This is a genomic window from Corynebacterium sp. HMSC034E11 (genome assembly GCF_001835905.1).
GTDB lineage: Bacteria > Actinomycetota > Actinomycetes > Mycobacteriales > Mycobacteriaceae > Corynebacterium > Corynebacterium coyleae.
On record NZ_KV826388.1, the window covers coordinates 25,067 to 40,587 of the forward strand.

The window sequence follows — 15,521 nt, forward strand, 5'->3', positions numbered from 1 at the left end:
TTGCTGCCAGGGTGGCTGCGGCGATCTTCTTCACAGAGAAACTCCAATTCTTGGACAGGGGAAAAACAGATTCCACTTATGAAGATATTCCCATGTATGGCGGGTGACAATTACGGTCGCCGAAAGGGAATTTCGTCACCCCTGTTCGGGGCACTGCAGGCATTGCAGGTGCCGCGAGCGTTGCGGACTCCGCATTGCGGACAACTGGGGGCCCACCAACTATCGGCGCCGGGCAACGAAAAAGCGGCCGTTCGGTGAGGAACGGCCGTGTGGTGTCGTCGCAAAGATTAGCGCGGGAGGAACTGCTGGATCATCGGGCCGACGAACGGCGATGCCAGACCAGCGATTGCCAAGATCACAGCGAGCACGGTGGAGCCGATGATGGCAGCCTTCTTGCCCGCGGTCATATCGGCGGTCTTGTAGTCCACGCCCTTCTTGCAGGCGTCGATGGCCTCGAGGTTGTTGGCGCCGTTGATGAGCTCCTGGTCGGAGGAGCCGAAAGCCTGGCCGAGGTCAGCGCTGGTGCGCACCAGGCCGTTCTTGTTGTCCGGGAGGATGTCCTTGACCTTTTCGTCAACCTTGGCCGGTGCGACCTCGATCTTGTTCTTCTGGCCATCGAGGGTCAGAACGCAGACGCGGTCGTCGCCCGTGCCGCGCATCTCGTTGGTTGCGGCGTTGGCCTGAACAGCGCCGAGGGAAAGGGTCATGGTTGCTGCCAGGGTGGCTGCGGCGATCTTCTTCACGGGAGCTCCAAGTCTTAGAGGGGAGTTATGAACAGCTATCAATATAGCCAGTTGTCGTTATTAATTTGTAATGTAGGGACATTTTGGGGCGAATAAATGCGCAGGAAACAATTCCGAAAGATATAGAAAGATATCGGAACAATTCTCGGACCTGGGGAAACTTCGGTAGATGCCCGCCCGCAAGCCCGCTATATCTTTTCTATATCTTTCAAACCCTAAAAACGACCCAGAAAACAATTCCCTGGGGAAATGTACAATCGCACCATGGTTACGGAATCTGCCTGGGATGACCTTCTCCCCAACGTGCGTGATGCCCTTCAGGCGATCAACGATGGGGCAACGGCGGACTCGCAGGAGTCGCTCATCTTGGAGTTCAAGGAGGACCCCGCTGCTCGAGGGGGAGGACAGGCGGAGAGGGAGCGGTTCGTCGACAAGTTGGTGGATGAGGCCGTCTGCATGGCGAACGGGGAAGCAGCCATGGGGTACATCGTGGTGGGTGTCGCCGACAAGGTTCCCGGGAGGGAAGCGTTTACGGGTACCAAACTGGATGAAGAAAAGATCACTCACCGGATCTTCGTCAAGACGAACCCCAACATGAACGTCCAGGTCACGGCGTTGGATGCGTGGGGCGCAAGGCTCGTTGTTATTCACATCCCTGAAGCGCGGGCGTTGTACACGCGTAGCGACGGCGCCGCGAAGAAGCGCACCGCAGACGGCCAATTTTCCTGCAAGGAGATGACGGAAGAGGAGCGTCGCGCTATCGACGCGGCACGTCGCAACCCGGACTACTCAAACGGACCAGCCGATATCTCGATAGACGACTTGCCGTTAGCGGTAGTTGAAGAGGCACGCAGGATGCTCCGCCAACACCGCAGGACACGCGGCCTCGATGCTGCCGTCCCTCAGACCACAACGGGACTGTTGCGGGAACTTGGGCTTTTGCGTGACGACGGCAAACTTAAACGCGCCGGCGAAATTCTCCTGGCCAGTCCAGAACCAACGGACGTGGTTGTGCGCCACCTTTGGCGGACGTTGCCGGGTGAGGAACCCCGGGCGACGTTGATTTCAGACCCGGTCCTGCTGGCACTGCCCCGCCTTCGCCGACTGATCACCGAAAACGGTGACACTGAGATTGAACGGGTCCAGTTTGACGACGGCGAAGAGGTTGCCATCAGCCGTTTTCCCGAGCAGGCCGTTGATGAAGTTGTTGCGAACGCGTTCATTCACCGCGACTGGCGCCTACCCGGCCCGGTGGTTGTCGAGCAGTCCAACCGAACGCTTAAAGTCACCTCCCCTGGCCCACTCCCGCCAGGTGTGACCCGGGACAAACTCCTATCTACGTCCTCGGTTCCGCGGAACAACCGGCTGATGGCGGCAATGCGCACGCTGGGGTTGGCGGAAGAAAGCTCTCGTGGTTTTGACCGTATGTGGGCGACCATGCTCCGAACCGGACGCAGTGAGCCGGAGGTTATCGCAACCGATGTGAACGTCCAAGTGATTCTGGCTGCACAAAAACCGGACGTGGACTTCATCAAGGGGCTGAGGAGGCTGTCGAAGCGTTACGGGGAGGTTGTCGTCGATAGTGTGGCGTCCTTGATTGTGTTGTGGCACCTCAACTCCGCAGCACTCATCACGGCAACGACCGCAGTGCAGAAAACCCAGCTCACATCGCTTGAGGTCAGGGAGCTCATGGACGACCTTGTGGAACGCGGCCTCCTCGATTCCGTAGCCGACGCAAACGAATGGACACTCAGCGGCGAGGCTCGGAAACTTCTCAACTTGGGCCAGGCCGGTGAACTGGCAACGGTAAGTATTCAGGAATGGATCGAAGCAAAGCTTCTCGACGGCGAAACCCTCCGGTCCGCCGACATCGCCGATCAAACTGGCGTCAGCGTTGCAGAGGCGGGCAGAATCCTGCGACACCTTCGAAGCCTCGGTAGGGCAAAGATCGATCCGGAAGGTCCCCCTCGTGGGCGCGGCACCCGCTGGATTCGCGCGTAAATCTGCGCAGGAAACAATTCCGAAAGATATAGAAAGATATCGGAACAATTCGCTGACCTGGGGAAATGGCTGTAGAAGCCTGTCCGCAAGCCCGCTATATCTTTTCTATATCTTTCACATCCCAAAAACGACCCCGAAAACAATTCCCTGGGGAAATGGCGTTCGGGGCGGAGGTCGCAGATAAACAATGCCTGTTCACTACACTGCATAACCATGACTGAGGCGACCCCGCACCGCTATACGGCCGAGCTGGCCAATGAGATCGAGAAGAAGTGGCAGGCGTACTGGCGTGACAACCACACGTTTTACGCACCGAACCCGGTTGGTGATCTTGCTCCGCAAGCGTCGCAAGACCAGGTCGAACTGCCCAAGGACAAACTCAACGTTCAGGACATGTTCCCCTACCCGTCGGGTGCGGGGCTGCACGTCGGCCACCCGCTGAGTTACATCGCCACGGATGTGTACGCGCGCTACAACCGCATGCTGGGCAAGAACGTGCTGCACACGCTGGGTTATGACGCGTTTGGTCTGCCGGCGGAGCAGTACGCCATCCAGACCGGCACCCACCCGCGCACGACCACTGAGGCGAACATTGCCAACATGCGCCGCCAGCTGGCCATGTTGGGCCTCGGCCACGACCCGCGCCGCTCCGTTGCCACCACGGACCCGGAGTTTTATCGCTGGACGCAGTGGATCTTCCTGCAGATCTACAACGCCTGGTTCGACGAGGAGCAGCAGAAGGCCCGCCCGATCGAGGACCTCGTGCGCGACCTCATGTCCGGCGCTCGCCAGACCAAGGACGGCCGCAACTTCCGCGACCTGACCACCGAGGAGAAGCACAAGGCTATCGACGAGTTCCGCCTCGTCTACCTCTCCGACTCCATGGTCAACTGGTGCCCGGGCCTGGGCACCGTGCTGGCGAATGAGGAAGTCACCGCCGAGGGCCGTTCCGAGCGCGGCAACTACCCGGTCTTCCGTAAGCGCCTGCGCCAGTGGATGATGCGCATCACCGACTACTCCGACCGCCTGCTCGATGACCTTGACCTGCTCGAATGGCCGGAAAAGGTCAAGAGCATGCAGCGCAACTGGATCGGCCGCTCCCGCGGCGCAGAGGTCGTGTTCGAATCGCCCGCCGGCGACATCACCGTCTTCACCACCCGCCCCGACACCCTGTTCGGCGCGTCCTACGTGGTGCTCGCGCCCGAGCATTCGCTTGTCGACGACCTCGTGGCCGACTCCTACCCCACCGACGTCGACACCCGCTGGACCAACGGCGAAGCCACCCCGCGCGCAGCCGTCGACGCCTACCTGCGCTCCATCGCAGCCAAGTCTGATGTGGAACGCCAGGAAAACAAGGAAAAGACCGGCGTGTTCCTGGGCACCTATGCGGTCAACCCGGTCAACGGCGAGCAGGTCCCGATCTTCATCGCCGACTACGTGCTCACCGGCTACGGCACCGGCGCCATCATGGCGGTCCCGGCCCACGACGAACGCGACTACGAGTTCGCCACCGTCTTCGGCCTGCCCATTACGCCTGTTCTCGACGGCGACGTCTCCGAAGCCGCCTTCACCGGCGACGCCACCCACATCAACTCCGCCAACGAATCCGGCCTGGACCTCAACGGTATGGGTAAGGATGAGGCGATTGAAGCGGCCCTTGGGTGGGTCGTCGATAAGCAAAAGGGCTCCGAGAAAATCCAGTACAAACTACGCGACTGGCTGTTTGCTCGCCAGCGCTACTGGGGCGAGCCATTCCCCATCGTGTACGACGAAAACGGCCAGGCGCACGGCCTGCCGGAAGACATGCTGCCCGTCGAATTGCCGCAGGTAGAGGACTACAACCCCGTCGCCTTCGACCCCGAAGACGCCGACTCCGAACCCGCCCCGCCGTTGGCCAAGGCCACCGACTGGGTCGAAGTCGAACTGGACCTGGGCCACGGCAAGCAGAAGTACTGGCGCGACACCAACGTCATGCCACAGTGGGCCGGCTCGTCCTGGTACCAACTGCGCTACATCGACCCGACCAACACGGATGCACTGGTCGACATTGAAAACGAGCGCTACTGGACCGGCCCGCGCCCCGACGAGCACGGCGCCAACGACCCAGGCGGCGTTGACCTGTACGTCGGCGGCGTCGAACACGCCGTGCTGCACCTGCTGTACGCGCGCTTCTGGCACAAGGTGCTTTACGACCTCGGCTTTGTCACCTCCAAGGAGCCCTACCGCCGCCTGTTCAACCAGGGTTACATCCAGGCCTACGCCTACACCGACTCCCGCGGCGTCTACGTCCCCGCCGCCGAGGTCGAAGAGAAGGACGGCAAGTTCTTCTACAACGGCGCCGAGGTCAACCGCGAATACGGCAAGATGGGCAAGTCTCTGAAGAACTCCGTCGCACCCGACGAGGTTGTCGAGGACTACGGCGCCGACACCCTGCGCGTTTACGAAATGTCCATGGGCCCGCTCGACACCTCCCGCCCGTGGGCGACCAAGGACGTCGTCGGCGCGCAGCGCTTCCTGCAGCGACTGTGGCGCCTGGTCGTGGATGAGGCCACCGGTGAGGTCACCGTGGTGGACGCTTCGTTGACGGAAGACGACCTCAAAGCCCTCCACCGCACCATCGCTGGCGTACGCGACGACTATGCTCACCTGCGCGACAACACCGTCGCCGCGAAACTCATCGAGTACGTCAACTACCTGACCAAGACCTACCCGTCCGGCGCCCCTCGCGACGCCGTCGAGCCGCTGGTACAGATGGTCTCGCCGCTGGCCCCGCACATCGCCGAGGAACTCTGGTCCCTGCTCGGCCACCCCGAGACCATCACGTTCGAGCCGTTCCCGGAGTTCGCCGAGCAATGGCTTACCGACGACACCGTCGAGGTCCCCGTCCAAATCAACGGCAAAGTCAAGGCCCGCATCGACGTGGCCACCGACGCCTCTAAGGACGACCTCGAAGCCGCCGCCCTTGCCGACGACCGCGTCGCCGCCTTGGTGGACGGCAAGACCGTAGTCAAGGTGATCGCGATCCCGGGCCGCATGGTCAACCTCGTGGTCAAGTAGGGGTTCTGCTCGGGTTCTGCTCGGGTTCTGCTGCCCTACCCTTTCTCATACCCTTCCCAAAAAAGTTCCCCGGTTCGGCCGAATCCGGGGAACTTTTTTGATGCCCTGCCCGACCTGTCCTGGGCGTAGTGAATTTTCTTCTCCCGCCGGACGAAGAAAGTTCCCCGCCCGGGAACTATTTTGCCGGTGATGCCCAAAATGCCCGGCCTGCCTCACCCCGGGCGCCCCGCCGCCTCACCCCGACCCGCGGGCCCGGCCCCACCGCCCCCCACCGCCCCGTCCGGCTGACAGATCACGGCGGAATCTGTCAGGCGCCGGTAAACGTGCAGGTCAGAAAACGTTCCTGACAGATTTTGCAAAGTTTGTCAGGAGGCGGCCCGGGCAGCGCCAACGTTCCGGCCCGGCGTCCCACCGCGCAGGGTTGTTAAACTCGGCTGGGCAAAACTGATACCTATCCGATGAAGGAACACATCAATGTCCACTCCGAACAATGACGGCTTCGAGCCGTATCCGCAGCATCCGCAAGGAAGCCACCCGGAGAACGACGGGGGTTACCCGAGCTACGACAGTTACGCCGACCCCGCCGACGCCGGCAACTACGCCGACCAAGCCGGCAACTACCAAAACGGCTACAGCGACTACAGCGCGTTTGAGGTCAATTCGGCGGCGTCGATGGCGGGCAGCACGGCGTTGCGGTTCCATGGGCAGCAGTTGACGGACAATATTCCGGGTGATGGTGTGAGCCCGCACCCGATTAACGACCCGGCGAATAACGGCTGGTCGCATGTGAAGGGCACTGGCAAGCTGAGCATTTTGGAGGCGATCGGCTGGGGCTTCAAGACCGTGTTTGGCAACCCGAAGCTGTGGTTGCCGCTTGGCGTGGTGTACCTGCTGCTGAGCGTGGCGGTGCGGTTTGTGCCGACGGTGGGCACCTGGATTCAGGTGGGCGGCACGACGGTGTTCGGCCCGTGGATGATTGGTGCGGCGTTGCAGGCGACGCTGGCGCGCAACCTGAACTTCGGGGATGTGAAGTCGCCGACGTTTGGTAAGACGCTGGGCATGTCGGTGTTGTTGTCGGTCATCGCCATGCTTGGCATGACGGTGCTGCTGACGGCGCTGGGCATTGGTGCGTTTTCGGCGATCGATCCGACGATGATCCCGGAGAACCCGGAGGCGATCATGGATGACCCGGAGACGTTCTTTGCGGTGATGGGCCCGGTGATGGCGGCATTCGGCATTGGTTTGTTGGTGATGCTGCTGATCAGCCCGCTGTTTATGCTGCAGCCGTGGTTCGCGGGTGACAACAATGGCACGTTTGGCCAGGCGTTCACCGGCGGTTTCAAGGCGGGTGCGCGTAACTATGGCCGTCTGTTGGGCTTCGCGGTGTTGGCTGGTTTGATCAACCTCATTGGTGCGATCCCGTTTGGTCTTGGTTTGATTGTGACCCTGCCGGCGACGATGCTCGCGTTGGCGTACGCCTACCGGCAGATTTCGGCTGGTCCGGTGCCGCAGGAGCCTACAGCTTAACGACGACCCTTCCACCGCCCCGGCCCTCCAACAGGGCCTGGCCGGCTTCGATGACGCCATCCAATCCGATTGTTTCGGTGCGGATGGCGTTTGTGTTGAGGGAGGTGTCGAGGAGTGCCCAGGCTTCGTCGCGAAGGTCGTTGGGGGTGTCGACGGAGTTCACACCGACCAGTTGGACACCGCGCAGGATGAACGGCAGGACGGATGCGGGCAGGTCGTTGCCAGCGGCCATGCCGCATGCGGTGGCGACGCCGCCCCAGCGCAGTTGGGTGAGCGCATTGGCCAGGATGTCGGAGCCGACGGTGTCGATCACGCCGCCGAGGCGCGCCTTCTGCAGCGGTTTGCCTTTGCCGGTGAAGTCGGCGCGGTCGAAGATTTCGGTGGCGCCGAGTTCGCGCAGCCAGGTGCTGTGTTCGTCGATACGCCCGGTGAGCGCCCAGACCTCGTGGCCGCGCTCCGCGAGCAGTGATACGGCGATGGAGCCGACGCCGCCGGTCGCTCCGGTGACCAGGATGGGGCCGTCCACGGAGTAGGAGGCGCGCTCGAACGCCGCGACGGAGAGCGCTGCGGTGTAGCCGGCGGTGCCGATGGCGGCGGCGTCCTCGGCGGTGAAGCGGGAGGGGATGCGGGTGATGTGGGTGTCGTCGATACGCACGCGCGGGGTGTAGCCACCGTGACGGCGCTCCCCGAGCCCGCGGCCGTTCACCGTGACCAGCGTGCCGTCTTCGAGGGTGCCCACCGCGTCGATGCCGGGGACGCGCGGCAGTTCGCGCAGGACACCGCGGTTGCCGGACAGTGCCATTGCGTCTTTGTAGTTCAGCGACGAGTGCGAGACGTTGATCAGCGTGTCGCCTTCGCCGGCGTATTCATCGCGGGTTTCTACGATCTCGGGGCCATTGTCAGTAACCAGCAAGGTGCTATTCATGGTCGCCAGCCTAACGTGCGTCTACCGTGGGGCGGGTGAATACGACCAGAAGTACACCGGCAACGGTCGCCGCGGCAGTGGTGACTGTCGTTGTCGTGCTTGCGTTTACGGTGGGTAAGGCGTTCGTGTCGATCCCGGGAGTGTGGGCGGCGGAGTCGCACCAGATCAGTCAGATCCGGCTGAATCCGTTGCAGACGTTCACGTATGCGCGGGTGTGGTGGGGTCCGTGGCTGAACTTGTTTGGCAACATTGCGCTGTTCATTCCGGTGGGGTTCGTGGCGTATCGGGGCTCGATCGTGAGGGCGCTCGCGGCAGGCACGCTGTTCAGCCTGGGCATCGAGACGGCGCAGTATCTGGGTGGGTGGGGGTATAGCGATACGGACGATGTCATCTGCAACGCGGCGGGTGCGTTGTTGGGGGCGGTGTGGGCGAGGGTGTCGTCGCAAAGCAATACTGTGTTGTGGGTGATCGCTGCGGTTGGGGTGGTTCTCCTGACGGTGTATGCGGCGCTAGGGTTGAGCGCATGAGTGAGCGTGGTTGGTTTACCCGACGGGTGTTTCCGGATGGCAACGAGCCGGATCCGCGTTTCACCTTGGCTAACGAGCGCACGTTCCTCGCGTGGACGCGTACTGCGCTCGCGTTTTTGGCGGGCGGGATTGCGTTGGAGGCGTTTGAGCTTCCGCGTATCGACGACACCGTGCGCTCCATCGCCGCCGCCACCATCATCGTGATCTCAATGGCTATTTCTGCAGGTGCTGCGGTGCGTTGGGTACGGATCGAACGCGCCTTGCGCCACGGCAAACCAATCCCGGCGCCGGCGATCGTGCCGATTTTGGGCATCGGTGTGTTCGTCGCCGCAGTGGTGGTCGGGGTGAGCCTGCTGTGAGCATCGTCGTTGCGGACCCCGGCCTGCAGCCGGAGCGCACCGCGATGAGCTGGACGCGCACCGGGCTGGCGATGCTGGTGTGCGCGGCGACGCTGCTGCGCTGGGCGGACGCTTACCCGGAACTGATCATGTTTGCGGTGTGCGCGTTGTCGCTTGGCGCGGTGGCGATCGGGCTGCTGAACCGCCGGCTGTACAGGCGCGACGCATTTGCTCTTGCCGACGAGCGCAGCGCCCCGAACACCGCCCCCATCGCCATTCTCACCGCGATGATGCTGGGCATTGCCGTGGTGGGGCTCTACCTGGTGCTCGCCTGAGTTAACCGGGCGGGGCCAACCGGGCGGGGTCTAGACCTAGCCTTCGTAGTAGGCGCGGTGGAGGTGCATCATGGCGCGGCCTTCGTCGGAAAGCCCGGAGCGGCCCGGTTCGTACTCTTCGACGACGCAGAAGCCGTAAAGCCACGGGATGTAGTCGTCGATGTCGGGGTTGGGCTGGGGCTCGCCGATGAACCAGTCGACGGTGGCGCGCCACAGGTCTGCGCCCATGACGGATTCGAAGAAGCGGCGCAGGTTGTCGGCGTTGGCGGCGACGGCGTCGTCGCTGCTGAGGAAGGTCAGGCCCGCTTTGGTGGGGGTGAGGATTTCGTGGCGCTTCTTTAACAGGCCGGCGTCGAGAAGAAAATCGACGACGGTACCCGGGAACGGCAGCGCTGTGATGTCGCGGATCTCGCGGGATACCTCGGGGGTTAGCTCGCCCACGTTGTAGGGCACGCTGGCGATGAACAGGCTGATCAGGTCGCCGAACACCAAGGTCAGGGAGTTGGGGGCTTCGAGGTCATCGGTGTCGTCGAGAAGCCCTTCGAGCCCTTCGAGCCCTGGCAGGCCGGCGAAGCCGGGCAGGCTGGCCAGTTCGGCGAGTTCGGGGAAATCGGTGCCTTCGCCGAGGACGGAGTTGAAGAAGTCGGTCACGGCCGAGATCATCGCCGGGTTGCGCTCCGGGTGGGGGTCCACGTCCAGGATTTCGCGCAGGCCGGGCTGGGAGTTGATGAAGTTGTCAAAGCGCTCCGCCAGGCCTAGACCCTCGGATTCGGCGGCGGCCATCTCGTCGAAAAACTGCTCCTCGGCGACGTTGGCCATGCGGGAGGCGACCGTGACCGGGTCGGCGAAGGTCAGCCGGTCCAGCATGCGCTCCGGCGGCATGACCGGCAGGAAGCTAAACAGCAAGGTGACGGTGTCCACGTCGGGTTCGATACCGGCGGCGAGCAGGCGGGCCTGGCGGCGGAACTCGGTCATCATGGCGGGGCCGTTGCAGGCTTCGATGACGTCGGGGCCGGCGGCGTCGACAAGCATCGGCGTTGGCGCATCGATGTGGGAGGGGCCGAGTACTTCGACGTGGATGGACCAGTCGGCCGCCGCGTCGTAAATGTAGGTCATCGGCTCCATCTCAGCGACCGTGATGGTGTCTTCGTGCTGCTCACCCGCACCGGGGCTTTCGGCGTACACCTCGCGTTGCGTGCCGTGCTTGCCCACGAACAGGTGCGAGGACGCGCCGGAGAACCCGAGGGATGCGTCGATGACCTCGGCGAGCGCGCCGAGCGTCATGTCGGGGTCAACGTTGAAGCAACGTGAGATTTCCGGCGAAGAGTCTTCGACGGTGATCAGCACTGAGACAGTCATACCGGTCACAATACGGACTTTTGCTACACGACGAACAACAGCGCGCACACCACCGACGTGACCATGCCCGCTGCCAACGGCACGAGGGTGCGGCGCACCACGTCAACCGGGTTCACGTTCAGTGCGCCAGCGACGATGAGCACCGCAGCGTTGACCGGGGAAGCCTGGCGCATGGTGTTGGAGGCGGCCCAAATGGAGGTGAGCATCTGCGGGGCGGACACGGCGGAGTCGGCCGCGATGCCCGGCACCATTTCGGAGAACGCGAAGTACGGGGCCACGCCGGAGCCGGTGAGCATTGCCATGACAGAGGTGGCGATGACGAACACCAGCACCATCAGGATCGCAGCACCCGAGGACGCCTGGGCGAGGCTGGTCAGGCCCTCGATAACGCCCATCTGGGTGATGCCTTCCACCAGGATGGCGGCGGCGACGATGAGGGACACCACGCCTGCGGCGCCCTCGCCGAGGCCTTTGAAGAAGTCCTGGAGGGAATCCGCGGCGTAGTTCACGTCGCGCAGGCGGATGGCCTCGATGATCATGGTCAGCATGAGCGACACGACGGTCACGGGGAGAATGCCGGCCTCGAAACCGACGATGTCCAGGCGGTTCAGGATTGCGGAGACGATGATCAGCAGCAGCGGCATCAGCGGCAAGATGGCGTAGAAGCCCGGCAGGCCCTCGGCGCGCTCCATGGCTTCGTGGATGCGGCGGTCGGACTCTTCGTGCTTCGCGGCCTCCAGGTCGGCCTCGCCTGCGGCGGCACCGGCTTTGACCAGGTCCTTCTTGTCGCAGCGGTGCTGCCACCACATGTGCACAAACGCGATGACGATCAGGCCCGGGATGGTGGCCTTAGCCACGTTGCCGAAGGTGAACTCGGTGACCGTCATGCCGGTCAGGTCAGCGGCCTGAATCAGGCCCGCCTCCAGCGGGGACGGGGCAATAGTGGAGGCCGTAGCGACGATCGCACCCACCGTCAGCGGAGTCAGCCCCGCAGCGATCAACGCCGGCATGAGCGTGGCCACGAGCAACAGCGCCAACGCACTGGCAGAGGGCACCACGAACGACAGCAGCGTCGCCACCAAGTAGCCGATGGGTACGAGCCAGTAGGAGCCGTTGAAGCGACGCAGCGGGCTAGACAGTGCCACTACGGTTTTTGCGTCGGCGCCGATGTGGCGCATGTAGCCGACGAAACCGAACAGCACCATAATTGCCATGCCGGTGCCGGCGAAACGGGACTTGAACAGGGCCTCGATGATGAGCAACTCGTCGTAGAACGCGTTGCCGGAAGATTCGAACTCGGTTGAGGCGTAGTCGATGCGGCCGGTTGCGGCGGCGATCATGAGCAGCAGCACACCCACCGCGAAGATGGCGGATGCGGCGTGGACTTTTTTGTAAATGAAGTAGCCGACGGCAGCGACGGCCAAGACAGCAATCAGAATATATAGCACTATCCGATTATTGCGCTGTTACCGCATGTCTGCACGGTAAGTGGCCTATATGTGGGCAAGATCTCCCCGGTTCGTGTTACTCGGGAAGACCACCCAACACCAGCACGTGGGTGAAATGCTCGGAACGGTTCTCCAAACCGAGCGTGCGCTCACCCGGACCAATGAGCATGTGGGAGTGAGAGACCACCGAGGAGCGGTTGACCTCGATATCGCCGTCGCAGGCAATGATGGCGTACTCGAAGTCAGGGTTGAGCGTCATCGCAAGTTCAGCGTCCGTGGCAAGCGTCATCTGCGCTGCGACACACGGCGTGAGCGTCTCAATTTCTCCTTTGCGGCCGAACATTTCACCGATGAACACGTACGCCTCGCCGGCGGTTCGAGTGGTCACGGTACGCAGCGGAAACGCCTCAGGTTCGGCGATTTGCTGGCGGGCGGGCAACGCATCTGCCTCGATGAACATCTGCCCTTGAGGGCGGTCCAAATCGTCGCCGGTACGTAGCGAGCCGTTATGGCGCCAGGTCAGGCTGGCCAAGCCAACTGGCGCGTCATGCGGGCCGCTGAGCCCCAGCAAGCAGGTACTGGCGCGCCAGGGCCCAGTATGCAGCTCGATGAAAGTCATACGGGACACACTAGATGATGCGACGCTGCCGAGCTTGCTCTACGGCAGCTGTTCTGTTGTCAACCCCCAACTTTGAATAGATGTGGATCAGGTGGGTTTTCACCGTGGCTTGGGAGATGAAGAGCTGTTCGGCGATCTCCCGGTTCGACGCGCCCGTCTGCAGTGCGCGAAGCAGTTCGATCTCGCGGGCGGACAGAGCCTCGTCGGGGTTGACCAGACGGTCTGCCAGCACATTCGCCACTTGCGGAGAGAGCACGCGCTTGCGTTTCGACGCCTGCACCACCGCGTCATGCAATTCATCCTCCGGTGCGTCTTTGAGCAGGTAGCCCATCGCGCCGGACTCCACCGCCGCGACCACGTCGGCCTGCGTGTCGTAGGTGGTCAGGATGAGCACCGGCGGCCCGCCCGCCTTGACCAAACGGCGGGTCAGGTCGATTCCGGACGCGCCGGGCATCTGAATGTCGGAGACCACCACGTCCACGTCTCCCGGCACCTCAGCATCGCCGTCGGCGGCCTCAGCCACCACTTCCATATCGCCGAACGAGTTGAGAACGGCGCGAAGGCCGGCGCGGACGACCGGGTGGTCGTCGATAAGCATTACGCGCAGCGTCATTGCTCCTCCACAGGCAGTGTCGCGGCGAGGACGTTGCCCTCCACCGAAAGCTCCCCACCGATCTCCTCCACGCGGGCGCGCAGGCCCTTGAGCCCGTAGCCCTCCTTGCCGGAGATGCCGCGGCCGTTGTCAAAGACGTCGATGGTTGCGGTCGCGCCCAGCTTATCCACCGTGATCACCGCCTTAGATGCGCCCGCGTGGCGCACGATGTTGCTTAAGCCCTCGCGCACCATGCGCTCAGCTACCGACGCCGCCGGCTCCGGCAAATCAACCGCGTTGACCTGCACCTCCAGTGGCTCGCCGAGCGCGCGCTGACGGTCCGACGCTGCCCGGGCAAGCCGCTCCAGCCGCACCGGCAACGCCACACGCTGGGGCTTGTCTTCAACCGAGACCGTGTCCGCCGAGTTGATTTTGACGAAACGGCGCGCCTCCGCCAGGTTGTCCGCCGCCGTCGAGCGAATCACGTCCAGGGTCTCGCGCGCCGCGGCGTCGTCGCCGAGCTGCTTATCCAGCGCGCGGCCGAGCAGCACGATCGAACTGAGCCCCTGCGCCATCGTGTCGTGCACCTCGCGCGCCAGGCGTGCTCGCTCCTGCGCCACGCCCGCCGCATGCTCCGCCGCGGCGCGCTCCCGCTGGGCCGAGCGCAGATCCTCCGCCATCTGCTTGTAGTGGTCCGCCTCCGCGCGCAGCGCCCGGTACGCGTGCACGATGAACACCGCGAGCACCGTGCCTATCGACGGCCCCACCACCGCACCGATATTTCCACCAGCACCCGACCCCACACCATGTCCCACACCCGGCCCTGCCACTGCCCACAGGGACACACACAGCAAGCCGGCCGCAGCCAGCAGCTCCCACCAGCGCGGCAGGATCACACACGCCAGCATGACCAGCGGAAACTCCAGCCACACGAAGTCCGCGGAAACCTGCACCAGCCCCACCCACAGCGCGGCCACAACCCCCAGCCACGCGTACGGCGCCCAGCCCGGATAGGCCCGGCCCTCGTAGTGCCACACCGTGCCCGCCATGTACACAGCGGCGAAGACGGTGGAGAGAACGAGGCCGGGCAGGGGGTCGTCGATACGCAATTGCCCCATAAGACCCACCACAAGCAATACGGCGACCAGCACGTGCAAGCTCACGCGCAACAAATCCAGAATCCGGGTCGTGGACAACATAGGACTGAGCGTAGATCAACCGATCGGTTGATTGGGATTTCAACCGCCCGCCCGATGTGGGACAGTGCAGGTCAAAGCCATAATCGGAGTCATGTTCGTAGGTTTGAGAGAAATGAAGTCGGCCAAGGGGCGCTTCGGGCTGATCGTGGGCACGGTCACCCTGATCACCCTGCTGGTGGTTGTGCTGACCGGCCTGACCGCAGGCTTGGGCAAGCAGAACACCTCAGCACTTGAAGCGCTCGAGCCGGAATCCGTTGTCTTCCAGGACCCGGAAGACCTGTCGTTTACCACCTCGCGCGTGGAGGCTCGCGACGGCATGACCCCGCTTGGCACCAGCCAAATGCTGCTGACCAAGCAAAACGGCGAAGATGCTGCGGTGGCGATCCTGTCCCTGCCGGAAGGCACCGTGCTGCCGGGCGGCCAGACGCTGGGCAAGGACGCGGTTGCCGCGCCGGGCCTTGAACTCACACAGGGCGAGGAGATCACCGTCGCCGGCAAGGCCATCACCGTCGGCGCGATTGGCGAGGACCTTGCGTTCTCCCACTCCCCTGTCCTGTGGGTGCCCACGGACTTTTGGAAAGAGATCATGCACACCGACGCTGACGGCACCGTGCTGCTCGCCGACCACGAGGTCGAAGGCGGTGTGTCGTTAAAGGAGTCCTTCGAGGGCCTGCCCGCGTACTCCTCTGAGCAGGGCTCCCTGAAGCTCATCCAGGGCTTCCTCTACGCGATCGCCGCGCTGGTGATCGTCGCGTTCCTCACGGTGTGGACGATGCAGCGCGGCCGCGACCTAGCCATCCTGAAGGCCATCGGCGCATCGAACAAGTACCTGCTCAAGGACGCACTCGGCC

14 protein-coding genes are annotated in these 15,521 nt (G+C 63.3%); 7 read left to right on the top strand and 7 right to left on the bottom strand.

Annotation, left to right across the window (positions count from 1 at the left end):
• Window positions 1-287: 287 nt before the first annotated feature.
• Window positions 288-743 carry a hypothetical protein gene (locus HMPREF2690_RS02590; protein WP_070422077.1) on the bottom strand — a complete coding sequence of 152 codons (456 nt, stop codon included), beginning with the start codon at window positions 741-743 and terminating at the stop codon, window positions 288-290.
• Between the two features lie 264 nt (window positions 744-1,007).
• Between HMPREF2690_RS02590 and HMPREF2690_RS02595 the strand changes: the two genes are divergently transcribed.
• The 3 genes from HMPREF2690_RS02595 to HMPREF2690_RS02605 all read left to right on the top strand — a co-directional run bounded on the left by HMPREF2690_RS02595 (window position 1,008) and on the right by HMPREF2690_RS02605 (window position 7,328).
• Window positions 1,008-2,744, top strand: a complete 1,737-nt coding sequence (locus HMPREF2690_RS02595; protein WP_070820129.1) for an ATP-binding protein — start codon at window positions 1,008-1,010, stop codon at window positions 2,742-2,744.
• Between the two features lie 213 nt (window positions 2,745-2,957).
• Window positions 2,958-5,801 carry a leucine--tRNA ligase gene (leuS, locus tag HMPREF2690_RS02600; protein ID WP_070820105.1) on the top strand — a complete coding sequence of 948 codons (2,844 nt, stop codon included), beginning with the start codon at window positions 2,958-2,960 and terminating at the stop codon, window positions 5,799-5,801.
• Window positions 5,802-6,275: 474 nt separating this feature from the next.
• The gene (locus HMPREF2690_RS02605) at window positions 6,276-7,328 is read left to right on the top strand and encodes a DUF2189 domain-containing protein (RefSeq protein WP_070820106.1); all 1,053 of its coding nucleotides are present in this window, start codon (window positions 6,276-6,278) and stop codon (window positions 7,326-7,328) included.
• On the opposite strand, the gene HMPREF2690_RS02610 is transcribed toward HMPREF2690_RS02605, so the two are convergent.
• Entirely contained in the window at window positions 7,318-8,253 is a 936-nt protein-coding gene (locus HMPREF2690_RS02610; RefSeq protein ID WP_070820107.1) for an acrylyl-CoA reductase family protein, read from the bottom strand. The two genes, HMPREF2690_RS02605 and HMPREF2690_RS02610, sit on opposite strands and share 11 nt — an antisense overlap.
• A 35-nt stretch (window positions 8,254-8,288) precedes the next feature.
• On the opposite strand from HMPREF2690_RS02610, the gene HMPREF2690_RS02615 reads away from it, so the two are divergent.
• From HMPREF2690_RS02615 to HMPREF2690_RS02625, 3 genes are read left to right on the top strand one after another with little or no spacing between them, the layout of a single operon-like run.
• Window positions 8,289-8,780, top strand: coding sequence for a VanZ family protein (locus HMPREF2690_RS02615; protein ID WP_070820130.1), 492 nt, complete (start codon window positions 8,289-8,291; stop codon window positions 8,778-8,780).
• Window positions 8,777-9,139 (top strand): YidH family protein, encoded by a 363-nt coding sequence (locus tag HMPREF2690_RS02620; RefSeq protein ID WP_070452871.1) that lies wholly within the window; start codon window positions 8,777-8,779, stop codon window positions 9,137-9,139. Before HMPREF2690_RS02615 ends, HMPREF2690_RS02620 begins: the two co-directional genes overlap by 4 nt.
• The gene (locus tag HMPREF2690_RS02625; RefSeq protein WP_224213344.1) at window positions 9,136-9,453 is read left to right on the top strand and encodes a DUF202 domain-containing protein; all 318 of its coding nucleotides are present in this window, start codon (window positions 9,136-9,138) and stop codon (window positions 9,451-9,453) included. The genes HMPREF2690_RS02620 and HMPREF2690_RS02625 overlap by 4 nt, the downstream gene beginning before the upstream one ends.
• Window positions 9,454-9,489: 36 nt before the next feature.
• Here HMPREF2690_RS02625 and HMPREF2690_RS02630 read toward each other — a convergent pair whose 3' ends face one another.
• From HMPREF2690_RS02630 to HMPREF2690_RS02650, 5 genes are all read right to left on the bottom strand, one after another.
• Entirely contained in the window at window positions 9,490-10,812 is a 1,323-nt protein-coding gene (locus HMPREF2690_RS02630) for an IS1096 element passenger TnpR family protein (RefSeq protein ID WP_070422072.1), read from the bottom strand.
• Between the two features lie 23 nt (window positions 10,813-10,835).
• Window positions 10,836-12,260, bottom strand: a complete 1,425-nt coding sequence (gene dcuC / locus HMPREF2690_RS02635; RefSeq protein WP_070422071.1) for a C4-dicarboxylate transporter DcuC — start codon at window positions 12,258-12,260, stop codon at window positions 10,836-10,838.
• 76 nt (window positions 12,261-12,336) lie between these two features.
• Window positions 12,337-12,879: a pirin-like C-terminal cupin domain-containing protein gene (locus HMPREF2690_RS02640; RefSeq protein WP_070484586.1), complete on the bottom strand. Its 543-nt coding sequence runs from the start codon at window positions 12,877-12,879 to the stop codon at window positions 12,337-12,339.
• Window positions 12,880-12,889: 10 nt separating this feature from the next.
• Window positions 12,890-13,492: a response regulator gene (locus HMPREF2690_RS02645; RefSeq protein ID WP_070422069.1), complete on the bottom strand. Its 603-nt coding sequence runs from the start codon at window positions 13,490-13,492 to the stop codon at window positions 12,890-12,892.
• Complete coding sequence (locus HMPREF2690_RS02650; protein WP_070820108.1) at window positions 13,489-14,670, bottom strand: sensor histidine kinase; 1,182 nt, start codon at window positions 14,668-14,670, stop codon at window positions 13,489-13,491. Before HMPREF2690_RS02650 ends, HMPREF2690_RS02645 begins: the two co-directional genes overlap by 4 nt.
• Window positions 14,671-14,782: 112 nt before the next feature.
• On the opposite strand from HMPREF2690_RS02650, the gene HMPREF2690_RS12115 reads away from it, so the two are divergent.
• The coding region (locus tag HMPREF2690_RS12115) for an ABC transporter permease (RefSeq protein WP_070820109.1) at window positions 14,783-15,521 on the top strand (739 nt) is incomplete at its 3' end.

What these genes read in the sequence shown, in the direction of transcription:
- HMPREF2690_RS02595 (WP_070820129.1), top strand. Translation starts at nt 1,008, where the DNA reads ATGGTTACGGAATCTGCCTGGGATGACCTTCTCCCCAACGTGCGTGAT.
- leuS (WP_070820105.1), top strand. Translation starts at nt 2,958, where the DNA reads ATGACTGAGGCGACCCCGCACCGCTATACGGCCGAGCTGGCCAATGAG.
- HMPREF2690_RS02605 (WP_070820106.1), top strand. Translation starts at nt 6,276, where the DNA reads ATGTCCACTCCGAACAATGACGGCTTCGAGCCGTATCCGCAGCATCCG.
- HMPREF2690_RS02610 (WP_070820107.1), bottom strand. Translation starts at nt 8,253, where the DNA reads ATGAATAGCACCTTGCTGGTTACTGACAATGGCCCCGAGATCGTAGAA.
- HMPREF2690_RS02620 (WP_070452871.1), top strand. Translation starts at nt 8,777, where the DNA reads ATGAGTGAGCGTGGTTGGTTTACCCGACGGGTGTTTCCGGATGGCAAC.
- HMPREF2690_RS02630 (WP_070422072.1), bottom strand. Translation starts at nt 10,812, where the DNA reads ATGACTGTCTCAGTGCTGATCACCGTCGAAGACTCTTCGCCGGAAATC.
- HMPREF2690_RS02640 (WP_070484586.1), bottom strand. Translation starts at nt 12,879, where the DNA reads ATGACTTTCATCGAGCTGCATACTGGGCCCTGGCGCGCCAGTACCTGC.
- HMPREF2690_RS02645 (WP_070422069.1), bottom strand. Translation starts at nt 13,492, where the DNA reads ATGACGCTGCGCGTAATGCTTATCGACGACCACCCGGTCGTCCGCGCC.
- HMPREF2690_RS02650 (WP_070820108.1), bottom strand. Translation starts at nt 14,670, where the DNA reads ATGTTGTCCACGACCCGGATTCTGGATTTGTTGCGCGTGAGCTTGCAC.